The 20395-nt window shown below is 66.5% G+C and carries 23 protein-coding genes and 2 tRNA genes; 17 read left to right on the plus strand and 8 right to left on the minus strand.

The window, feature by feature from the left end; all coding sequences use genetic code 11:
* The first annotated feature begins 191 nt into the window (after positions 1-191).
* From trpE to VPH47_RS01520, 6 genes are all read left to right on the plus strand, one after another.
* Entirely contained in the window at positions 192-1667 is a 1476-nt protein-coding gene (trpE, locus tag VPH47_RS01495; RefSeq protein ID WP_110713971.1) for an anthranilate synthase component I, read from the plus strand.
* A 67-nt stretch (positions 1668-1734) separates the two neighbouring features.
* Positions 1735-2523, plus strand: coding sequence for an SIMPL domain-containing protein (locus tag VPH47_RS01500; protein ID WP_110713970.1), 789 nt, complete (start codon positions 1735-1737; stop codon positions 2521-2523).
* Positions 2524-2525: 2 nt separating this feature from the next.
* On the plus strand, positions 2526-3113 hold the full coding sequence (locus VPH47_RS01505; protein ID WP_014648668.1) for an aminodeoxychorismate/anthranilate synthase component II: 588 nt from the start codon (positions 2526-2528) through the stop codon (positions 3111-3113).
* A 16-nt stretch (positions 3114-3129) separates the two neighbouring features.
* Complete coding sequence (trpD, locus tag VPH47_RS01510; protein ID WP_110713969.1) at positions 3130-4161, plus strand: anthranilate phosphoribosyltransferase; 1032 nt, start codon at positions 3130-3132, stop codon at positions 4159-4161.
* A gap of 74 nt (positions 4162-4235) precedes the next feature.
* On the plus strand, positions 4236-5030 hold the full coding sequence (gene trpC, locus VPH47_RS01515) for an indole-3-glycerol phosphate synthase TrpC (RefSeq protein WP_106550927.1): 795 nt from the start codon (positions 4236-4238) through the stop codon (positions 5028-5030).
* The gene (locus tag VPH47_RS01520) at positions 5027-5743 is read left to right on the plus strand and encodes a haloacid dehalogenase-like hydrolase (RefSeq protein ID WP_368849972.1); all 717 of its coding nucleotides are present in this window, start codon (positions 5027-5029) and stop codon (positions 5741-5743) included. Before trpC ends, VPH47_RS01520 begins: the two co-directional genes overlap by 4 nt.
* 88 nt (positions 5744-5831) lie before the next feature.
* On the opposite strand, the gene VPH47_RS01525 is transcribed toward VPH47_RS01520, so the two are convergent.
* Together VPH47_RS01525 and crp are read right to left on the minus strand one after the other, a co-directional pair.
* Positions 5832-6593: a sulfite exporter TauE/SafE family protein gene (locus VPH47_RS01525; protein WP_014038735.1), complete on the minus strand. Its 762-nt coding sequence runs from the start codon at positions 6591-6593 to the stop codon at positions 5832-5834.
* Between the two features lie 65 nt (positions 6594-6658).
* Positions 6659-7348 carry a cAMP-activated global transcriptional regulator CRP gene (gene crp, locus VPH47_RS01530; protein ID WP_010482649.1) on the minus strand — a complete coding sequence of 230 codons (690 nt, stop codon included), beginning with the start codon at positions 7346-7348 and terminating at the stop codon, positions 6659-6661.
* Between the two features lie 149 nt (positions 7349-7497).
* Between crp and speD the strand changes: the two genes are divergently transcribed.
* Positions 7498-8292, plus strand: a complete 795-nt coding sequence (gene speD / locus VPH47_RS01535) for an adenosylmethionine decarboxylase (protein ID WP_006473908.1) — start codon at positions 7498-7500, stop codon at positions 8290-8292.
* 168 nt (positions 8293-8460) lie between these two features.
* On the plus strand, positions 8461-8781 hold the full coding sequence (gene sugE, locus VPH47_RS01540; protein WP_005419816.1) for a quaternary ammonium compound efflux SMR transporter SugE: 321 nt from the start codon (positions 8461-8463) through the stop codon (positions 8779-8781).
* 87 nt (positions 8782-8868) lie between these two features.
* Here the strand turns inward: sugE and coq7 are convergent, their stop codons facing one another.
* Positions 8869-9513, minus strand: a complete 645-nt coding sequence (gene coq7, locus VPH47_RS01545) for a 2-polyprenyl-3-methyl-6-methoxy-1,4-benzoquinone monooxygenase (RefSeq protein ID WP_368849973.1) — start codon at positions 9511-9513, stop codon at positions 8869-8871.
* Between the two features lie 197 nt (positions 9514-9710).
* On the opposite strand from coq7, the gene rplM reads away from it, so the two are divergent.
* Together rplM and rpsI are read left to right on the plus strand one after the other, a co-directional pair.
* On the plus strand, positions 9711-10139 hold the full coding sequence (rplM, locus tag VPH47_RS01550; RefSeq protein ID WP_005414692.1) for a 50S ribosomal protein L13: 429 nt from the start codon (positions 9711-9713) through the stop codon (positions 10137-10139).
* A 2-nt stretch (positions 10140-10141) separates the two neighbouring features.
* Positions 10142-10534, plus strand: a complete 393-nt coding sequence (rpsI, locus tag VPH47_RS01555) for a 30S ribosomal protein S9 (protein WP_005411311.1) — start codon at positions 10142-10144, stop codon at positions 10532-10534.
* 300 nt (positions 10535-10834) lie between these two features.
* Here rpsI and VPH47_RS01560 read toward each other — a convergent pair.
* Positions 10835-10909, minus strand: a tRNA-Gln gene (locus VPH47_RS01560).
* A gap of 55 nt (positions 10910-10964) precedes the next feature.
* A tRNA-Met gene (locus tag VPH47_RS01565) sits at positions 10965-11041 on the minus strand.
* 121 nt (positions 11042-11162) lie between these two features.
* Here VPH47_RS01565 and VPH47_RS01570 point away from each other — a divergent pair.
* From VPH47_RS01570 to bfr, 3 genes are all read left to right on the plus strand, one after another.
* The gene (locus VPH47_RS01570; protein WP_032127170.1) at positions 11163-11783 is read left to right on the plus strand and encodes an RNA pyrophosphohydrolase; all 621 of its coding nucleotides are present in this window, start codon (positions 11163-11165) and stop codon (positions 11781-11783) included.
* 108 nt (positions 11784-11891) lie between these two features.
* Positions 11892-12101, plus strand: coding sequence for a bacterioferritin-associated ferredoxin (locus VPH47_RS01575; protein WP_005411309.1), 210 nt, complete (start codon positions 11892-11894; stop codon positions 12099-12101).
* A gap of 142 nt (positions 12102-12243) precedes the next feature.
* On the plus strand, positions 12244-12714 hold the full coding sequence (bfr, locus tag VPH47_RS01580) for a bacterioferritin (protein ID WP_005419804.1): 471 nt from the start codon (positions 12244-12246) through the stop codon (positions 12712-12714).
* A gap of 1 nt (position 12715) precedes the next feature.
* Here the strand turns inward: bfr and VPH47_RS01585 are convergent, their stop codons facing one another.
* From VPH47_RS01585 to VPH47_RS01595, 3 genes are read right to left on the minus strand one after another with little or no spacing between them, the layout of a single operon-like run.
* Positions 12716-14947, minus strand: a complete 2232-nt coding sequence (locus tag VPH47_RS01585; protein ID WP_368849974.1) for an ATP-binding protein — start codon at positions 14945-14947, stop codon at positions 12716-12718.
* 1 nt (position 14948) lies between these two features.
* Positions 14949-16835: an EAL domain-containing protein gene (locus tag VPH47_RS01590; protein ID WP_110713964.1), complete on the minus strand. Its 1887-nt coding sequence runs from the start codon at positions 16833-16835 to the stop codon at positions 14949-14951.
* A gap of 44 nt (positions 16836-16879) precedes the next feature.
* A complete protein-coding gene (locus tag VPH47_RS01595; protein ID WP_110713963.1) occupies positions 16880-17497 on the minus strand; it encodes a DUF4126 domain-containing protein in 618 nt (205 codons plus the stop codon).
* Between the two features lie 179 nt (positions 17498-17676).
* Here VPH47_RS01595 and VPH47_RS01600 point away from each other — a divergent pair, with 179 nt between their 5' ends.
* The 4 genes from VPH47_RS01600 to nudC all read left to right on the plus strand — a co-directional run bounded on the left by VPH47_RS01600 (position 17677) and on the right by nudC (position 20379).
* Entirely contained in the window at positions 17677-18420 is a 744-nt protein-coding gene (locus tag VPH47_RS01600; RefSeq protein ID WP_100442148.1) for a DUF6776 family protein, read from the plus strand.
* 4 nt (positions 18421-18424) lie between these two features.
* Positions 18425-18889, plus strand: a complete 465-nt coding sequence (locus VPH47_RS01605) for a polymer-forming cytoskeletal protein (RefSeq protein WP_099554096.1) — start codon at positions 18425-18427, stop codon at positions 18887-18889.
* A gap of 31 nt (positions 18890-18920) precedes the next feature.
* Complete coding sequence (erpA, locus tag VPH47_RS01610; RefSeq protein WP_005419789.1) at positions 18921-19313, plus strand: iron-sulfur cluster insertion protein ErpA; 393 nt, start codon at positions 18921-18923, stop codon at positions 19311-19313.
* A gap of 160 nt (positions 19314-19473) precedes the next feature.
* The gene (gene nudC, locus VPH47_RS01615; RefSeq protein WP_110713962.1) at positions 19474-20379 is read left to right on the plus strand and encodes an NAD(+) diphosphatase; all 906 of its coding nucleotides are present in this window, start codon (positions 19474-19476) and stop codon (positions 20377-20379) included.
* Positions 20380-20395: the final 16 nt, after the last annotated feature.

Raw genomic sequence — 20395 nt, forward strand, 5'->3', positions numbered from 1 at the left:
CTCCCTGGCCGCCCCGGGGCGGCCCGTGGTTCAGTTTCACAGGGTTCCCCTCCCGTCCAAGCTGCGATACAGTCAAGGGGTGTCCAGCCTGACGACCCCGCATACCCTTTCTTCCGCACGCCGTTGGTGGCGATGGTGGCCCGTTGCCGTCGTCCGCCCCCATAACGCTGTGTCCCGGAAGGAAAGTCGTCTTGAACTCGCACGCTCAGTTTCAGCTGCAGGCCGCTGAAGGCCACACCCATATTCCCGTCGTCCGTGAAGTGCTGTCCGACCTGGACACGCCGCTTTCGGTCTATCTGAAGCTCGCCGACGGCCCCAATACCTACCTGTTTGAATCCGTCGAAGGCGGCGAGCGCTTTGGTCGTTACTCGATCATCGGCCTGCCGGCGCGTCGCGTGTACGCCTTCCACGGCCACACGCTGACCGTGCGCGAAGACGGCCAGGTGGTGGAAACCCGCGAGGTGGCCGACCCGTTCGCCGAAGTCGAGGCACTGCGCAGCGCCCACTCGGTGCCGAAGCTGGAAGGCCTGCCGGGCTTCACCGGCGGCCTGGTCGGCTGGTTCGGTTTCGAGTGCATCGGCTACATCGAACCGCGCCTGGCGCCGCCGGCCGGCCGCGATGAGCTGGGCACGCCGGACATCCTGCTGCTGGACTCCAACGAGCTGGCGGTGTTCGACAACCTCAAGGGCCGGCTGTACCTGATCGTGCATGCCGATCCGCGTGTCGACGGTGCCTTCGAGCAGGCCCAGGCACGCCTGGATGCATTGACCGCCAAGCTGCGCGCACCGGGGGCCGGCTATCCCGCGCCGCTCAACAGCGACGTGCTGGACGAGTCCGATTTCGTCTCCGGCTTCACCCGCGAAGGCTTCGTCGATGCGGTCCAGCGCAGCAAGGAATACATCCGTGCCGGCGACATCTTCCAGGTGGTGCTGAGCCAGCGCCTGAGCGTGCCGTTCAAGGCGCGCCCGGTGGATGTGTACCGCGCGCTGCGCGCATTGAATCCCTCGCCGTACATGTATTTCCTCGATGTCGGCGACCTGCAGGTGGTCGGTTCCTCGCCGGAAATCCTGGTGCGCCTGCAGGATGGCGAAGTCACCGTGCGTCCAATCGCCGGCACGCGTCCGCGCGGTGCGACCGTCGAGCAGGACCTGGCGCTGGAAGCCGAGCTGCTGGCCGATCCGAAGGAACGTGCCGAGCACCTGATGCTGATCGACCTCGGCCGCAACGATGCTGGTCGCGTATCGAAGGCCGGCACCGTGGAAGTGGGCGAGCAGTTCGTGATCGAGCGCTACAGCCACGTCATGCATATCGTCAGCGAAGTGACCGGGCAGCTGCAGCCGGGCCTGAGCTACGCCGACGTGCTGCGCGCCACCTTCCCGGCCGGCACCGTCAGCGGTGCGCCGAAGATCCGTGCGCTGGAAGTGATCCGCGAGCTGGAACCGATCAAGCGCAATGTCTACGCCGGCAGCATCGGCTACATCGGCTGGCACGGCGACGCCGATACCGCGATCGCGATCCGCACCGCGGTGATCAAGGATGGCCGCCTGTACGTGCAGGCCGGCGCCGGCATCGTCTACGACTCGGACCCGGACAAGGAATGGGACGAGACGATGAACAAGGGCCGCGCGCTGTTCCGCGCCGTCGCCCAGGCCGCCAAGGGCCTGTAAGCCTGCCTCGCCACGGCCGCTGCGCCGTGGTCGTTCCGCCGTTCCCGTTCAAGACAAGGAGTACTGCATGAAGCTGCTGAGCGCATTGCTGTGGTCGTCACTGCTGGCCACGATGGCCCCGTCTGCGTGGGCGCAGGCCAATACCATTCCCTCGCAGCCGCACCTGCTGGTGAAGGGCGAGGCGCGCCGCGTGGTGATGCCGGACCGGTTCGGCCTGCAGTTGAACATCGAAGAGACCGACATGGATGCCGACGCCGCGCGCCGCCGCGTGCAGGACAACGTCGCGCGCGTGCTGGCGCTGTTCAAGCAGAACAAGGCGGTGGAAGGCAGCGTGCGTGCGGACAACCTGCGGATCGGTCCAGCCCATCGCTACGACAATGGCAAGCAGGTCTTCATCGGTACCCGCGTGGCGCGCCAGCTGCGTGCGAGCTTCGCCAGTGTGCAGGCCATGCAGGCAACGCTGGCTGCACTGAAGGCCAACGAGAACCTGCAGGTCAGCAGCGTGGCCCCGACCTACTCGGGCGAAGTGGCGCTGCGCCGCGAACTCAAGGGCGAGGCCGCGGCCAGGACCCGCGAGTCCGCACAGGGCCTGGCCAAGGCCTACGGCACCCAGCTGCGAGGCCTGTACAGCATCTCCGACGTGGCCCCGGACTTCGCCTATGGCATCCAGGCCGGCCGATGGCCACAGCCGGTCGAGGGTGAGGTGAGCGGCGTGCCTGAGCCACGCCTTACCGATATCACCCTGACCGGCAGCGCTGCAGCGCCCGCACCCATGGCACCGGAGTCGATCGAGGCCGGTCCCATCACCTACACCGAAAACGTGTACGCCATTTTCCTGATAAGCGACGGAACCTGACCATGTTGTGGATGATCGACAACTACGACAGCTTCACCTACAACCTCGTGCAGTACCTGCAGACGCTGGGCGCCGAGGTGAAGGTGGTGCGCAACGATGCGATGAGCGTGGACGAGATCGCCGCGCAGAAGCCCGAGCGCATCGTCATCTCGCCCGGCCCGTGCACGCCCAACGAAGCGGGCGTGTCGCTGGAGCTGATCCAGCGCCTGGGCCCGACCACGCCCATCCTCGGCGTCTGCCTGGGCCACCAGGGCATCGGCCAGGTCTACGGCGGCACGGTCATCCGTGCCGGCAACATCATGCACGGCAAGACCTCGCCGATCCGCCATGAAGGCAAGGGCGTGTTCGCTGGCCTGCCGGACCGCTACCAGGCCACCCGCTACCACTCGCTGGTGGTGGACAAGAACAGCCTGCCGGACTGCCTGGAAGTGACCGCCTGGACCGAGAACGACGACGGCTCGATCGAAGAGATCATGGGCCTGCGCCACCGCCAGTTCCCGGTGGAAGGCGTGCAGTTCCATCCCGAATCCATACTCACCGAACACGGCCACGCCCTGCTGCGCAATTTCCTGCAGCGTCCGGCGGCCTGATCCAAGGAGCATTCCCATGAGCTTCTCCCCCCAGGAAGCCCTGCAACGCACCATCGAGCACCGCGAAATCTTCTTCGACGAAATGGTCGACCTGATGCGGCAGATCATGCGCGGCGACGTCTCGCCGATGATGACCGCCGCGATCCTCACCGGCCTGCGCGTGAAGAAGGAAACCATCGACGAGATCGCCGCGGCGGCCACGGTCATGCGTGAATTCGCGCTGGCGGTGCCGGTGGCCGACAGCACCCACCTGGTCGACATCGTCGGCACCGGTGGCGATGGCTCGCACACCTTCAACATCTCTACCTGCGCGATGTTCGTCGCCGCTGCGGCCGGTGCGCGCGTGGCCAAGCATGGCAACCGCAGCGTGTCGTCCAAGTCCGGCAGCGCCGATGCGGTGGAAGCACTGGGTGCGGCCATCGAGCTGCAGCCGGCGCAGGTGGCCGCGGCCATCGAACAGACCGGCATCGGTTTCATGTTCGCGCCGATCCATCACCCGTCGATGAAGGTGGTCGCGCCGGTCCGCCGCGAGATGGGCGTGCGCACCATCTTCAACATCCTTGGCCCGCTGACCAACCCGGCCAGCGCACCGTCGGTACTGATGGGCGTGTTCCACCCCGATCTGGTGGGGATCCAGGCACGGGTGCTGCGCGAGCTGGGTACCGAACGCGCCATGGTGGTCTGGGGTCGCGACAACATGGACGAGATTTCGCTGGGCGCCGGCACCCTGGTGGGCGAGCTGCGCGATGGCAAGGTGCGCGAGTACGAGATCCACCCGGAAGACTTCGGCATCGCCATGTCGGCCAGCCGCAACCTGCGCGTGGACAGCCCGGAGCAGTCCATTGCGATGCTGCGCGCGGTGCTGGACAACCAGCCCGGTCCGGCGCTGGACATCGTGGCCCTGAATGCCGGCGCCGCGCTGTACGTGGCCGGCGTGGCCAGCGACATCGGCGACGGCCTGGCCCGCGCCCGTGCCGCCATCGCCAACGGCAGCGCCCGCCAGCGCCTGCAGCAGTATGTAGAGACTACCCGCGCGCTGGTTGCCTGAGCGCGCGGTTCAGCCTGACCCTCTTGATGGCCGATAATGGCCGTCCTCACCGCCCCCGCACCGAACCGAAGACGATGAGCGACATCCTGCAGACGATCCTGGCCCGCAAGGCCGAAGAAGTGGCCCAGCGCCGCGCCCAGCGCCCGCTCGAGGAGCTGCAGGCCGCCGTGGCCAGCGCCCCGCCGGTACGTGGCTTCGTGCGCGCGCTGCAGGCGGCGGTGGCCAACGGCGACCCGGCGGTGATTGCCGAGGTGAAGAAGGCCAGCCCCTCCAAGGGTGTGATCCGCCCGGACTTCCGCCCGGCCGACATCGCGGTCAGCTACGAGTTCGGTGGCGCCAGCTGCCTGTCGGTGTTGACCGACGTGGACTTCTTCCAGGGCGCCGACGCCTACCTGCAGCAGGCCCGCGAAGCCTGCACGCTGCCGGTGCTGCGCAAGGACTTCGTGATCGACGCCTACCAGGTGTACGAGGCGCGCGTGCTGGGCGCCGACTGCATCCTGCTGATCGTCGCCGCGCTGGACGACACCCAGCTGGCCACGCTGTCCGAACTGGCGTTGTCGCTGGGCATGGACGTGCTGGTGGAAGTGCACGACATCGACGAGCTGGAGCGTGCGCTGCAGGTACCGGCGCCGATGATCGGCATCAACAACCGCAACCTGCGCACCTTCGAGGTGTCGCTGCAGACCACGCTGGACATGCAGAAGGCGGTGCCGCGCGATCGCCTGCTGGTCACCGAGAGCGGCATCCTCGGTCCGCAGGACGTGGCGCTGATGCGCGATGCCGGTATCCATGCGTTCCTGGTCGGCGAGGCCTTCATGCGCGTGGAAGAGCCGGGCGAGGGCCTGCGTCAGCTATTCTTCGCGGCATGACAACGCACTATCCGACGCCGCGCGAGGATGCGCCGCTGGTGGTCTTCGACTTCGACCACACCCTCTACGACGGCGATTCGGGCACTCACCTGTTCGCTTCGCTGATCAAGCGCAACCCACTGCGGATGCTGGCGGCGCTGCTGGTCACGCCGATCGCCGGGCCGCTGGTGGCGATGCTGCCGACGCGTCGCACCGGCATTTCGGTCTATGTGTGGATCGGCAGCTTCGGCCTGCACCGTGCGCGTGATTTCAACAAGGTGATCGACGCCTACGTGCTGCGCAACGAGGCGCAGATGCGCGCCAAGCTGCTGCCGCAGGCGCTGGAGGTCTTTGCTGCGCACCGCGCCAAGGGCGACCGCGTGGTGGTCGCTACCGGCGCGCCGCCGGAACTGGCGCGCGCGATCCTGGCCTTCGTGGCCCACCAGGACGTGCCGGTGATCGGCACCGAGGTCGGCCCGCGGCTGGGCGGCGTCGGCCCGACCCGCCACTGCCACAACGAAGAGAAGATGCGCATGCTGCGCGAGCGCGGCTATGGCGACATCGACGTCGCGTACTCCGACAGTACTGCCGACCTGCCGCTGCTGCTGGCCGCCAAGGCGCCGGTGGTGGTGAACCCGAAGCCGGGCCGCGTGGACTTCTTCCGCCGCGTGCTGCCGGCCGGCACCCGCATCCTCAACTGGGGCTGCGTGGACCGTGGCGGCGACAAGGCCTGATCCCGCCGCACGGTGATGGATCTGCCGGCCAGCGGCCGGCACTACCCCTTTTCCGTCCTGGTAGTGCCGGCCGCTGGCCGGCAAACGTTCAGCGCGCCAGATACCCGGTCAGCGCATGCCCGATCTGGAACAGGCTGATGCCCAGTACCAGCACGCCGACGGCCACCAGTACCCAGCGCTCCTTCAGGCGCTTCACCAGCAGTGCCGCCACCGGTGCGGCCATCATGCCGCCGATCAGCAGGCCGGCCACGATCTGCAGGTGATGCAGGCCCATCGACAGCAGGAACGTAGCTGAAACCGTCAGGGTGACCACGAATTCGGCCGCGTTCACCGTACCGATGGTGGTGCGCGCCTGGCCGCCGCGGGCCAGCAGGGTGGAGGTGGCCACCGGTCCCCAGCCGCCCCCGCCGCTGGCATCCAGGAAGCCGGCCACGAAGCCCAGCACGGGCACCCGCTTGACCTCGCCCTTGGGCATCAGGCGGCCGGCGGCACGCGCCAGGATGATGATGGCCAGCACCAGCAGGTAGAGATAGATGAGCGGGCGGATCACCTCGCCGGGCAGCTGGGTCAGCCCGTAGGCACCTACTGCGCCGCCTACTGCGCCGGGCAGCGCCAGGCGCAGGAACAGGCGCTTATCGACATTGCCGGCGACCAGATGCGACACGCCGGAGGCGCCGGTGGTGAACACCTCGGCGGTGTGGATGGCTGCACTGGCCTGCGCGGGCGGAATGCCCATGGCCAGCATCACCGACGACGACACCAGGCCGAACGCCATGCCCAGCGCGCCGTCCACCAGCTGGGCGCCCAGGCCGATGAGGATGAACCACCAGAATGCGCTGCTCAGTTCCATGTACCGAGCCTAGCGCGCCAAGGAGTGCGGACCAAGGTCCGCACCACCCACCGGGTGCTCAACGGTCAACGGGTGCCGTACAGCACCACGGTCTTGCCGCGGGCATGCAGCAGGCCGTCGGTCTGCAGCTTCTTCAGCACACGGCCGGCCATTTCGCGCGAGCAGCCGACCAGGCGGGCCAGTTCCTGGCGCGAGACGCGCAGCTGGCTGCCCTGCGGATGGCTCATCGCCTCCGGCTCCTGCGCCAGGTCGTGCAGGGTGCGCACGATCCGGTCGGTAACGTCCAGGAATGCCAGGCGGCTGGCCTTGCGGCTGGTGTCGAGCAGGCGCTTGGAGATCTGCTGGCCCAGCGCGTACAGCAGGCGCGGGGCATCGGCCGACAGCGGGCCGAGGAACAGCTGATGCAGGCGCTCGTAGCTGATTTCGGCCAGCTCGCAGGCGGTACGGGTCCTCAGGATCACCTCGCGGCGGTCCGATTCAACGAACAGGCCCATCTCGCCGACGAACTCGCCGGCACCGAAGTAGCCCAGCACCAGCTCGCGATCGTCATCTTCCTCGGCCATGATCGAAACCGAGCCACTGATGACGTAATACAGGGTTCCCGCCGGGTCACCGGGTCGGAAGACGTCGGTACGGGTGGGGTATCGCCGCCTGTGGCTGTGCGCCAGGAAACGATCGATTGTGGCGATATCCAGGGCCAGTGGACTGCTAGCTAGGCGCACGGTTGACACGATAGGAGCGCTCCCTCTGCGCATGAACGGATTCACGGGGTCGATAGCGGAGCTTAACCAGCGCAATTGTTAAGGGCAAACAGTGTGCCAGATGTGAGCGCTCTTCACGTTCCCCCCGGGGACAGTTTGCCCCATAATTCCCCCTTTCCCTTCTTACACAGGAATCGACCGCCGTGGTCAAGCCGTTGCCTCGCCTGAGGCTGCAGGGTTTCAACAACCTCACCAAGGCGCTGAGCTTCAACATCTATGACGTGTGTTACGCGCGCACCGAAGAGGAGCGTCAGCGTTACATTGAATACATCGATGAAGAGTACAACGCCGACAGGCTGACTCAAATCTTGACCGATGTCGCCGAGATCATCGGCGCCAACATCCTGAACGTGGCCCGCCAGGACTACGACCCGCAGGGTGCCTCGGTGACCATCCTGATCTCCGAAGAACCGGTGATCGACAAGAAGCAGGCCGGCAAGGAGCTGATCTCCGATGCCGTGGTCGCGCACATGGACAAGTCGCACATCACCGTGCACACCTATCCGGAAACGCACCCGCAGGAAGGTATCGCCACCTTCCGCGCCGACATCGACGTGGCCACCTGCGGCGTCATTTCGCCGTTGAAGGCGTTGAACTACCTGATCGAAAGCCTCGAGTCGGACATCGTGATCATGGACTACCGCGTCCGTGGCTTCACCCGCGATGTGAAGGGCAAGAAGCACTACATCGATCACAAGATCAACTCGATCCAGAACTTCCTGGCCAAGAACATCAAGTCGCGTTACGAGATGTTCGACGTCAACGTCTACCAGGAAAACATCTTCCACACGAAGATGCACCTGAAGGACTTCGACCTGGACCAGTACCTGTTCGAGGAAAAGGCCAAGAACCTGTCGTTCAAGGAACGCATGAAGATCGAAGCGCTGCTCAAGCGCGAGATCGAAGAGCTGTTCCACGGCCGGAACCTGTCCGAGTAAACCCCATGTGCGATGCCCGCAGGCATCGCCGCTCAGCCGGGACGACCCGCCCCGTGGAACCAGTGCCCCGCACGCGTTATAGTTCCACGGTGATGTACCGACCCACGGCCCGGTGTGAAAACACCGGGCCGTTTCGTTTTTCTCAAAAAAGGTAAGGAGCCCCCACCCATGCCCTGGATCTACCTGCTGCTGGCCGGCCTGTTCGAGATCGGTTTTGCCCTTGGAATGAAGTACTCCGAAGGCTTCAGCAAACCCCTGCCCACCGTTGCCACGGTGGTGTCCGCCCTGATCAGCCTGTACCTGATGAGCCAGGCGATGAAGAGCATTCCGGTTGGTACGGCCTACGCGATCTGGACCGGCATCGGCGCCATGGGCGTGGCGGTGCTGGGCATCTACCTGTTCAATGACAGCGCATCGCCGGCCCGCCTGGCCTGCGTGGGCCTGATCGTGGCCGGTGTGATCGGCCTGAAGCTGGTCTCGCCCAATTAATCGGTAGTGCCGGCCGCTGGCCGGCAACCTCCTGATCTTCTGCGGTGCCTGCGTGGTTGCCGGCCAGCGGCCGGCACTCCCCGGGGCTTACAGCCGGTAGGCGATGGTCTTCATGACCTTGGAAGCCAGCGCCATCGCGCCCGGGATCGGGAACGGCAGGCGGCGTGCGCCGGCCTGCTCGGCGTGGTCCGCATGGCGGGCCTCGTCTTCCTTCATCACGGCGATGACCGCGCGGCTGCGCAGGTCGCCGGCCGGCAGGTCGACCAGGTGCTCGTCCAGGTGCGCCTCCACCTGGCGCTCGGTCTCGACCACAAAGCCCAGGTTCCAGCCGTCGCCACGCAACCCGGCCAGGGTGCCGATGGTGTAGCTGCCGGCGTACCAGAGCGGGTTGAACAGGCTCGGACGACTGTCCAGTTCGCCCAGGCGGGTGGCGCACCAGGCCAGGTGGTCGGTTTCTTCCTGGGCCGCTTCCAGCAGATGTTCACGCGTGGCCGGGTCGCGGGCCACGGCGGCCTGGCCGAAGTACAGGCCCTGTGCGCAGACCTCGCCGACGTGGTTGATCCGCATCAGGCCGGCCGCGTGGCGGCGTTCGGTGCTGTCCATGCCCGGCTCGTCGGTGTCCGCAGCCGGATAGGAGCGGGCCGCCGGCGGGTTGCCGAACACCGTGTCCAGGGCGCGCTGCGCCTCGGTCAGCAGGTGGTCCAGCGGGGTGATCTGGCGGAGCACGGTCATGGCGGTACACGGTGGGGCGGAAGACCCCGCGATTCTCGCCCGGCCCCGCGCCCCTGCCAACCCGGTCAGGGCCCTGCTTGCAACCCTGGTCTGACCTGCGTACAATCCCGCCTCTTACGCTTCACCTTTTCACAACGCGTGGCAGAGTTCCGGCGAGCCTTTCGCCGCAATGAGCCCGACCTAACCTAGAGTTCTTCATGAGCACTTTCACTGCCAAGAACGAGACCGTCCAGCGCGACTGGTACCTCGTCGACGCCGAGGGCAAGACCCTGGGCCGTCTCGCCACCGAGCTGGCCCGCCGTCTGCGTGGCAAGCACAAGCCGGTCTACACCCCGCACGTTGATACCGGCGACTACCTGGTCGTCATCAATGCAGAAAAGATTGCCGTCACCGGCAAGAAGCTGCAGGACAAGATGTATCACCGTTTCACCGGTTACATCGGCAACCTGAAGACCGAATCCCTGGCCCAGGCGCTGGAGCGCCACCCGGAGCGCGTGATCGAGATCGCCGTGAAGGGCATGCTGCCGAAGGGCCCGCTGGGTCGCCAGATGTACCGCAAGCTCAAGGTCTACGCCGGCACTGAGCATCCGCACGCCGCACAGCAGCCGCAGGTTCTGGATATCTAATCATGGCTATCACTCAAAACTACGGCACTGGCCGCCGCAAGTCCTCCACCGCTCGCGTGTTCCTGCGCAAGGGTTCGGGCAACATCACCGTCAATGGCCGTCCGCTGGACGAGTTCTTCGGTCGTGAGACCGCGCGCATGATCGTGCGCCAGCCGCTCGAGCTGACCAAGAACACCGAAAGCTTCGACATCCTGGTCACCGCCGCTGGCGGCGGCACCACCGGCCAGGCCGGTGCGATCCGTCTGGGCATCGCCCGTGCTCTGGTCGAGTACGACGAAACCCTGAAGTCCGAGCTGCGCAAGGCTGGCTTCATGACCCGTGACGCCCGTGAAGTCGAGCGTAAGAAGGTTGGTCTGCACAAGGCCCGCCGCGCCACCCAGTTCTCCAAGCGCTGATTTACCGCGCCTGGTTGGGCTCCTTCGGGAGCCCGCTGGATGGAAAAGCAAAAGCCCGGCTTCGGCCGGGCTTTTGTCGTTTCGGGGTCATGCATTTCCAGGTTGCCGGCCAGTGGCTGGCGATGGGGTGGGGTCAGAGCCTTTTCCTTTGGAAAAGGATCCGACCCCGGACCTCTCTGGAGAAGAGTCCCCTTGATGTTCAAGGGCGCGCGCCGACAGGCGCGGGGATAAGGGGGGATGCGTGACCAAACAAAAAAGAAAAAAGCCTGATCTTTCGATCAGGCTTTTTTCTTTTTTGTTTGGCTGCCCCGGATGGATTCGAACCACCGAATGCCTGAGTCAGAGTCAGGTGCCTTACCGCTTGGCGACGGGGCAAAACGTGCAACTATTTTCTCACTTTTCACACTGAAAAACAACTTGATTTTCAGTGTGGTGGCTATGGGTGGACTCGAACCACCGACCCCAGCATTATGAGTGCTGTGCTCTAACCGGCTGAGCTACATAGCCTTGGTGAGCCCGCTATTCTGCGGATGTGTATCGCCCCTGTCAACACTTTTGTGTCGTGCTTGTGGGCCGACAGAGGGCATGGGATAGTCCTGACCAGTAGATTTTTTTAGGAGTCCGCATCGTGATCGATCCGGACGGCTATCGACCGAACGTCGGCATCGTGCTGATGCGGCAGGACGGCCAGGTGTTCTGGGCACGACGCGTGCGCCGGGACGGTTGGCAGTTCCCGCAGGGTGGCATGAACACCGACGAGACGCCTGTCGAGGCCATGTATCGTGAACTGCAGGAAGAGACCGGCCTGCTGCCTGAGCATGTGGAAGTGCTCGGGGCGACACCCGGCTGGCTGCGCTACAAGCTGCCGGCGCGGGCCATCCGCCGCAACGAGCGGCAGGTCTGCATCGGCCAGAAGCAGGTCTGGTTCCTGCTGCGCCTGACCGGCGACGAATCCCATGTGAAGCTGGACCACACCGACTCGCCCGAGTTCGACCACTGGCGCTGGGTGGACTTCTGGTACCCGGTAGAGCACGTGGTGATGTTCAAACGCGGCGTCTATGCGCGCGCCCTGCGACATCTGGCGCCGTTGGCGCGCGGGGTGGCCGGGCAGGGCGTGACCGCCATGCCCAAGAGTGCCGCCGAGGCCTGGATGCCAGGCCATACCGCCGGACATGACCGCCCACGCAAGCGCCCGCGGACCCGCGGCTACTGGCCGAAGAAGGCCACCGGCGATGGTCCGGCCACGTGAACGGCTGAACGGTATCGAGAATGGTTCAGGTCTCTGATTGACAACCATTCTCGTTTCCATTGGAATAGCCAACAGGCCGCTTCTGGCCTGTCAGCCCGGTCCACGCCTGTGTACGTCTGCATCTGCAACGGAGTCACCGACCACCAGATCCGCGAAGCCGCCAGCCATGGCGTCAGCACGGTGGCCGAACTGACCATGCGTACCGGTTGCGGTGCCACCTGCGGTTCCTGCCTGGACATGGCCGGCGATCTGTTGGCCAAGGCGCGTGCCACCCACGATCTGCCGCTGCCGGTACTGGGCTTGGCCCAGGTCGCCTGATCGTCTCTTCGCGGCGCGTTGACGCCGCGCTTTCGCACCCTTCACGTGCGGCCGCACAGGCCAATGCGCACGATTCGCGTTCCTTCACGACCGCACGCAAGGCGCTAAAGTGCCTGCGTTTTCAGCGTGCAGGAGCATCCCCATGAAGGGCGACACCAAGGTCATCGAATTCCTCAACAAGGTCCTCTACAACGAGCTGACCGCGATCAACCAGTACTTCCTGCACGCCAAGATGCTGAAGAACTGGGGCATCAAGGAACTGGCCGAACACGAGTACAAGGAATCGATCGACGAGATGAAGCATGCCGACATGCTCGCCGACCGCATCCTGTTCCTCGAAGGCCTGCCGAACTTCCAGGCACTGGGCAAGCTGCGCATCGGCGAGAACCCGACCGAGATCCTGCAGTGCGACCTGTCGCTGGAACGCGACGGCGTGGTCACCCTGCGCGAGGCCGTGGCCTATTCCGATTCGGTTGGTGACTACGTCAGCCGCCAGCTGTTCGTGAAGATCCTGGATTCGGAAGAAGAACACATCGACTGGCTGGAGACCCAGCTCGACCTGATCGAGCGCATCGGCGAGCCGAAGTACCTGCTGAGCAAGCTGGAAGAGTAAGTCAGCCGGCCTGGCCGGCGCGATGCTGTGCCAGGTAGCCCGTCAGCGCCACGCGTGCCCGGGCAAATTCCGCAACCAGCAGCGCCACTGCTACGGCGGGGCGCTGCAGGCTGCCATTGCGGGCCTCATGTTCGATCCGCTGCGCGACCGCCGACAGCGACAACGCCCCAACGTTCGCACTCGATGATTTGAGGCTGTGGGCGATTGCCTGCAGTCGCGGCTCGTCGCTGCCCTGCGCGACCTGCTGCAGCTGCTGCACCATCGCCGGTGCATCGTCCAGGAACACCATGATGATCTGGAAGGCGGTGTCGCCGATCACCGCGTGCAGTTCGTCCAGCACATCGCGGTCCAGCACCGGCTGTGGCTTGGAGCCGACTCGGCTGTCATCGTCTTGTAGAGCCGAGCCATGCTCGGCTGATGGAGCGCGACTGCTATTGGCCGTCAGCCGAGCATGGCTCGGCTCTACAGAAGGCCGTGCAGGTGATGCAGCTCTACCGTCCCCCCAGCGCTTCAACAGCGCATGCAAGGTGACGCGTGCGATCGGCTTGGACAGGTAGTCGTCCATGCCGGCCTGCAGGCAGCGTTCGCGGTCACCGGCCATCGCATTGGCAGTCATCGCGATGATCGGCAGCCGCGTGCGCCCAGTTTCCCGCTCCTCGGCGCGCCAGTGACGGGTGGCTGCATAGCCGTCCAGTACCGGCATCTGGCAATCCATCAGCACCACATCCACATCGCCCTCGCGCAGGGCCAGCAGCGCCTGTTCGCCATCGGCGGCATTGCGGACCTCGCACTGGAACACACGCAGCAGTTGCTCGGCCACCATCCGGTTGACCGTGTTGTCCTCCACCAGCAGTACGCGCAGGTGCAAGGGGGGCAGCATGGGTGTGGGCTGCCCCTCTTCGGCATTGGCCAGCAGCGCGGCAGGGCGCGCAGGCGCGGCCGGTGCAGCCAGCAGCGCATGCAGGGCGGCGTCATCGAAGTGCGTGGGGAGTTGGCGCTGGCGCGGGCGTGCCGGAAGGGCATCGTCCTGCAACCACAAGGCCTGCAGCGTGTCGTCCTCGCCACGCTCGGCCAACGCCTGTTGCAAGGTGGCTTCGCTGATGCGGCGCGCACGTGCATCGACAATCAGCCAGGCCGGTGCCGGTTGCCCGGGCCGTGGCATCGCGCGCAGGCGCTCGACCACGGCGTCGGCCTGCGCCAGCGCGTGCACCTGCAGCCCATGATGGGCTGCGATGCGCTCGATGCGCGCCTGCAGGATCGCATCGGTACTGAACAGCAACAGCGGGACCGGCGTCCGCGCCATCGCCGGCAGGTCGCCGGGTACCTTCAACAGCGGGATCTCGAACCAGAACGTTGCCCCCTGGCCCGGCGTGGACTGCACGCCGATGCGCCCGTGCATCAGGTCGATGATGCGCTTGCAGATGGCCAGGCCCAGGCCGGTACCACCATAGATCCGGGTGGTGGAGGCGTCGGCCTGGCTGAAGGACTGGAACAGGCGAGCCTGCAGGGCCGCATCGATGCCGATGCCGGTATCGATGATCTCGAAGCGCAGCTGATGCTGTGCAGGACCTTCGCCCAGCCGCTGCACGCGCAGCTGTACCTGGCCGCGCGCGGTGAACTTGATTGCGTTGGCCAGCAGGTTGCTCAGCACCTGGCGTAGGCGCACCGGGTCGCCGCGCACCGGCAGGCGCACGGAGGGATCCAGCTGCAGGCCCAGCGACAGGCCCTTGGAGTCGGCCGCGCGCTGCATCAGCTGCACGACACCATCGAGCAGGTCACGCAGGTTGAAGCTGGTGATCTCCAGCTCAAGTGCCTGCGCTTCCAGCCGTGAGTAGTCGAGAATGTCGTCGACGATGCGCAGCAGCTGCTGCGAGCTGGCCGAAGCAGTGGCCAGCATCTGCCGCTGGTCCTCGCCCAGCGGCCCGCGCGCGATCAGTTCCAGCATCGGCAGGATGCCATTGAGCGGCGTGCGGATCTCGTGGCTCATCGTGGCCAGGAATTCGCCCTTGGCCAGCACCGCCGCTTCGGCGGCCTGCTTGGCCTGCAGCAGCTGCTGCTCCAGCTGGCCCTGGCGTTCAGTGGTGTGGCGCAGCTGGTCGCGTTCGGCGGCCAGCAGGCTGCGCTCGCGCTGCAGCTGGGCCAGTGCCCGGTTGCGCGCGCGCAGGCGCAGGCCCAACAGCAGCAGTGCGACGGCCGCAGCAAGGGCAACCAGCAGCACGCCCCACAGCGGCACGTCAGAGCACCGCGTTGTGGAAGTCGAAGTTCAGGTCGCTGCCGGCCGACTGCACCATGTTGCCCTGGATGTAATCGACTCCGCCGACCCACATCGCGGCCGCAGCCTGCGGGTCCTCGATCTGCTGGCCGATGATCTGCTGACCGGTGGCGTGTGCGCGTTCAATCGCCTTGCGCAGTTCTTCGCGCGTGGCCGGATTGGAGTGGCTGCTGGAGAAGCGCGCGGCCATGCGCACGAACGACAGCGGCAGCTGGGTCAGCAGTGCATCGGCCTCGCCGCTGGGCTCGAACTGGCTCAGGCAGAAGCGCACGCCGGCCCCGGCCATGCGCTGGCAGAACTGCTGCAGCGGCACGGTGTGGATCAGCGCGTCGGGCAGGCGCACGTCGATCACCAGTGCGCTGCCGGGCAGGTCGCGTTGCTGCAGCGATTCCAGCAGCCAGTCGGCGAACGCGTCGCGCTGCAGGGTGCGCAGCGACTGCGAGACGAACAGGTTCAGCGGTTGCGTTGCGTGCCGGTACAGGTCCAGCAGGCCCAGCGCGTGATCCATCACCTGCTGGTCGAGGTCGGCGATGCGCCCGGCGGCTTCCGCGGCCGGGATCACCTGGCCGGCTGCCAGCACCGTGCCATCGGCCTGGCGCAGGCGCAGCAGCAGCTGGTACTGCGCGGTGTTGCCACCGGCGACGGCGACGATCGGCTGATAGGCCAGCTCAAGTTGGCCTTCCAGCAACGCCAGGTGCTCCTGTTCGCTGATCACGTCGCGATGCACGTGGCCAGCCACGCCGGCGCTGAGCAGGCGCGCCTGCAGGGTGGTGCGTTCGACGGCCTCCAGCGCACTGTTGGCATCCTCGAAGCCGGACGACAGCGGCGCGTAGCCGACCACGCCGCGCAGGTGCACGGATTCATCGTCGCGGATCACGAAGGCGCGCGCCGACAACTGCTCGCGCAGCGTCGCAGCGATACCTTCCAGGCTGTCCTCATCGGTATTGCGTACGAGCAGCAGGAAGCTGTTGTCATTCAGGCGTGCCAACAGATGCGGGTGACCGGCTTCCGCCAGGCGCTGCCCGGCCTGCACCATCAGACGCTCGAAGGCCGCATAGCCATAGCGCTCGCGCAGCCCCAGCGCACTGGACACTTCGACGAACAGCACGCCGCCCGGGTCGCGGTGGGCGAGCGCAGCGTTGAGCTGCTGCAGCACGTGATGACGCGTCGGCAACCCCGTTTCCGGATTGCTGGTGGCCGGTGCGCCGCTCGCACCGGGCAGGGTCGCGGCCTGCGCACGTGCGCGACGGATGCGGTTGGCCACGGCAGCGATCAGGTGGCGCGGGCGGATCGGCTTGCTCAGGTAGTCATCGGCGCCACTGTCGAGCACTTCGAACTGGCGCTCCGGGTCCGGATCGCCGCTGAGGAACACGATCGGCAGCAGCTGCAGGCCAGGTTGCTGGCGGATCAGCGCGGTCAGGCGCATGCCATCGAGGCCAGGCAGGTGCAGGTCCATCAGGATCAGGTCGGGGCGATGTTCCCTGATCGCCTGCAGCGCGCCGTCGGCATCGCTGTGCACGATCGCCTGCATGCCGGCACCGTGCAGCACGCTCTGGGCGAACAGCGCCTGGGCGCGATCGTCCTCGACGATCAGCACGCGGTACGGCGAATCGGACGGCGGCGGTGCCTGGTCGTTGTTGCCAGCCTCGGCCAGCACGGCCGGGCCGGGAAGCGGCGGTGGTGCGCTGTGGATCGACGGAGCATCGGCAACGGCGCTCTGCGGCATGACCGCCACAGGTGTTGCCGGAGCGCTGGTGACCGTCTCGACGGTCCAGCGTTGCCAATGATCGGCCGGAGGGGTTTCAGCGCGTCCCGGGCGGGCGCCCGCGGGGGATTCGTTTGCGGCCATCGGTGCTCCTGGTGTTCGCGTCCATTATGCGACAAGCCCGGCGATCAACCGGTGCCGGGTTGCCGCGCACTGTCCGGTGATGCGCTGCGTGCCAGCCAGCGCACGCCCTTCCACAGGGCGCGCCACACCAGCCACACCAGCAGTGCACCGGCCAGGCTGCAGGCCAGCACCACGATCAGCGCGATCCAGGGATGTGCCAGGGCCAGGGCGAGGCCGCCGATCACCACGGTGTCTTCGGCGGCGGACGCGACCCAGTTGCTGGCAGGCTCCGGCGAGGTATTGAGCAGGGCGCGGGTGCCGGCCTTCAGGCCATGGCTGGCCAGCGCCACACCGGCGCCGGCGGCAAGTGCGCCGGTGCCCAGCTGGCCGTCCGGCGACAGCGTGGCAGCGGCAAGGAAGGCGCCGGCAGGCACGCGCGCGAGTGTCTGCACCAGGTCCCAGACCGAATCCACACCGGGGATCTTGTCGGCGAAGAATTCGGTCACTGCCAGCGCTGCGGACGTGCCCAGCACCCACCACGATTCGGTGGCCTGCAGGGCCGGCGGCAGGTCGACCCAGCCGAGCAGGCCGGCCAGGCCGACGCCGAACACGGTGAGGTAGACACGGATGCCGGCCAGCCAGGCCAGCAGGATGCCGATCACGAACAGGTGGGCTTCGGTCATGGCGGTGCTCCGGCGACGGAACTGTGCAGGGGGCCACACTATCGACGATGGCGTGCCTGAACGCCACAGACCGCGGCCCGCCACTGCGCAGGAAACCCACCCGTCCTGTCATACACTAGCCCGTCGTTTGCCACAGGGGCCGTACCGGTGTCGCCCTCGCGATGCCCCGGAAACCACCCATGACCAACCGTCCTCCCATGCGCGTGCAGGTCCGCCTGCCCGGCGCGCCGCAACCGCCGGCCGACCGTCGCCGCCTGCTGGTGATCGGCGGCATCTGGCTGCTCAGCCTGGTGCTGGCGGTGCTGGGTGGCTGCTGGATGGCCACGCCGCGCGATGCCCAGGGCCAGCGCCTGCAGGCCGCCGAGAAGCGTGCCGAGACGTTGCAGGCGCAGCTGACCGAACTGCGCCAGAAGCAGGCCACGCTGGAAGCCTCCGACCGCATCAGCCGCGCCGCCAACACCGAGGTGCAGTCCTCGCTGGCCGAGCGCGATGAGGAAATCGCCGGCCTGCGTGCCGACGTTGCCTTCTATGAGCGCCTGGTGGGTTCGACCAGCCAGCGCAAGGGCCTGAACACTCATTCGATCGAGTTCAGCCCGGAAGCGGCCGGCACCTGGCAGTACACCGCCGTGCTGACCCAGAACCTCAACCGCGGCGCCATCAGCCAGGGGCAGATGCGTTTCACCGTGGAAGGCGTGAAGAACGGCAAGCTGGCCACGATCAGCTGGGATGATCTGCACCAGCGCAGCAAGGTGCCGGGACAGGATTACTCGTTCCGGTACTTCCAGCAGATCACCGGCAGCGTGATGCTGCCGGCTGACTTCACCCCGCAACGCGTGCGGGTGACATTGGGGAGTGGTACGGGGGGTACCACCCAGGTATTCGACTGGAAACAGGCCGGTGCGCCGGCCAGCAAAGGGGAGTAGGCAGATGTTCGGAAGCAGCAAATCCAACCGTGAAGGCCAGCTGGTGGTGGATGCCCTGATCGGCAACCAGGTGGTGATCCGTGGTGATGTGGAATTCAGTGGGGGCCTGTATGTGGAAGGTCGCATCCATGGCAAGGTGATCGCCGCCGAAGGCGCCAGTGGCGCGACCCTGACGGTCGCCGAGCATGGCGTGATCGAGGGCGAGATCCGCGCCCAGGTGGTGGTCATCAGTGGCCGTCTGGACGGCGACGTGCACGCCACCGAGAAGGTCGAGCTGACCCCGAGCGCACGGGTCAATGGCAACGTCCACTACCAGGTGGTGGAGATGAATGCGGGCGCCCAGCTGAACGGCCGCCTGATCCATGCCAGCGCCCCGATGGCGGCCCTGCCGGCCCCGGAAGGCGACGACGCCAATGGTGGCAAGGGCGACACCGCCGCACGCCGCAAGCTGGCCGAGGCGATGGCTTGAAAGCCATCGCCGGCACCCCCATGCTGACGGCATGAGCACGCTAGTCTCCCTGCCCGGCGCCACCCCGGTTGCCGCGCCCGATTACCAGTCGCTGGAGCGCCCGCTGAACTTCACCGAGTCGGCGGCCGCCAAGGTCAAATCCCTGATCCAGGAAGAGGGCAACCCCGACCTGGCCCTGCGCGTGTACATCGAAGGCGGTGGCTGTTCGGGCTTCCAGTACGGGTTCGAGTTCGACGAGAACCGTGCCGAGGATGACCTGGCGGTGCAGACCAGTGGGGTGACCCTGCTGGTCGACCCGTTGAGCCTGCAGTACCTGATGGGCGCCGAGGTGGACTACACCGAGAGCCTGACCGGTGCCCAGTTCGTGATCCGCAACCCGAATGCGAAGACCACCTGCGGCTGCGGCAGCAGCTTCAGCATGTAAGAACCCTGTGGGCGGGATGTGCCAACCAAGGTTGGCACCTACCAGAGCGGATCAGTAGATCCACGCCACGCGTGGATGTTCCGTGCCTCCACGCCCACACCGGCAGATTGCGCACAGCGCCGACCTTGCCTCCCGCATCGATTGGCGGCACGCTTGCCGGATGCCCAATACTCCTTCGCCGCTTTCCGGTTTCGCCTTCGTTGGCGAACCGCTGGAGCGCGCCGATGCCCTGCGCGAAGATGCCGATGCACTGGCGCGCCTGTGGCCGGGCGCGCGCATTCTCGTGCTCGATCAGGACGGCAGCGCCTTCACTGGCGATGACGATCAGCCACTGGCGCTGAGCGGCGCCGACATCGGCGGTGGCCCCGGTGCCGCGATCTTCCTCGGCCTGCGTGGCGAGCAGGCCTGGTTCTCGGTCGAAGCCGCCAACGTTACCGTCACCGCGCCGCGCCGCCTCGACCTGCGCCAGGCCGCACTGCTGTGGTCGATGGCCGATGCGACCGCCTTCAGCTATGCCCGCGGCATGTCCTACTGGCATTCGCGCACCCGCTTCTGCGGCGTGTGCGGTGGTGCTGTGGCGTTTGCCCGTGGCGGCTTCGTCGGCCGTTGCGCGCAGTGTTCCACCGAGCACTATCCGCGGGTCGATCCTGCCGTGATCGTGGCGGTGGAGAACCAGGGCCGGCTGCTGCTTGGCCGCCAGTCGAACTGGGCACCGCGTCGTTACTCGGTACTGGCCGGCTTCGTTGAACCGGGTGAGACCTTCGAGCAGACCGTGGTGCGCGAAGTGCACGAGGAGAGCAAGGTGCGGGTGACCGCCTGCCAGTATCTGGGCTCTCAGCCGTGGCCGTTCCCGGGCGCACTGATGGTCGGCTTCCGTGCGCAGGCGCATGACGATCTGCCGACCGTGGACGGCGAGCTGGAAGACGCGCGCTGGTTCAGTGCCGACGAGGTCGGCGCGGCGCTGGCCCGCGATGTCGAGGACGATGGCCAGGGCATCCGCCTGTCGCCGCCGATCTCGATTTCGCGCGGCCTGATCGAACACTGGTACCGGCAGCAGAAGGGCTGAGCGGGGCTGATGGTAG

The organism is Stenotrophomonas sp. WED208, assembly GCF_040984485.1.
Classification (GTDB): Bacteria; Pseudomonadota; Gammaproteobacteria; order Xanthomonadales; family Xanthomonadaceae; genus Stenotrophomonas; species Stenotrophomonas riyadhensis.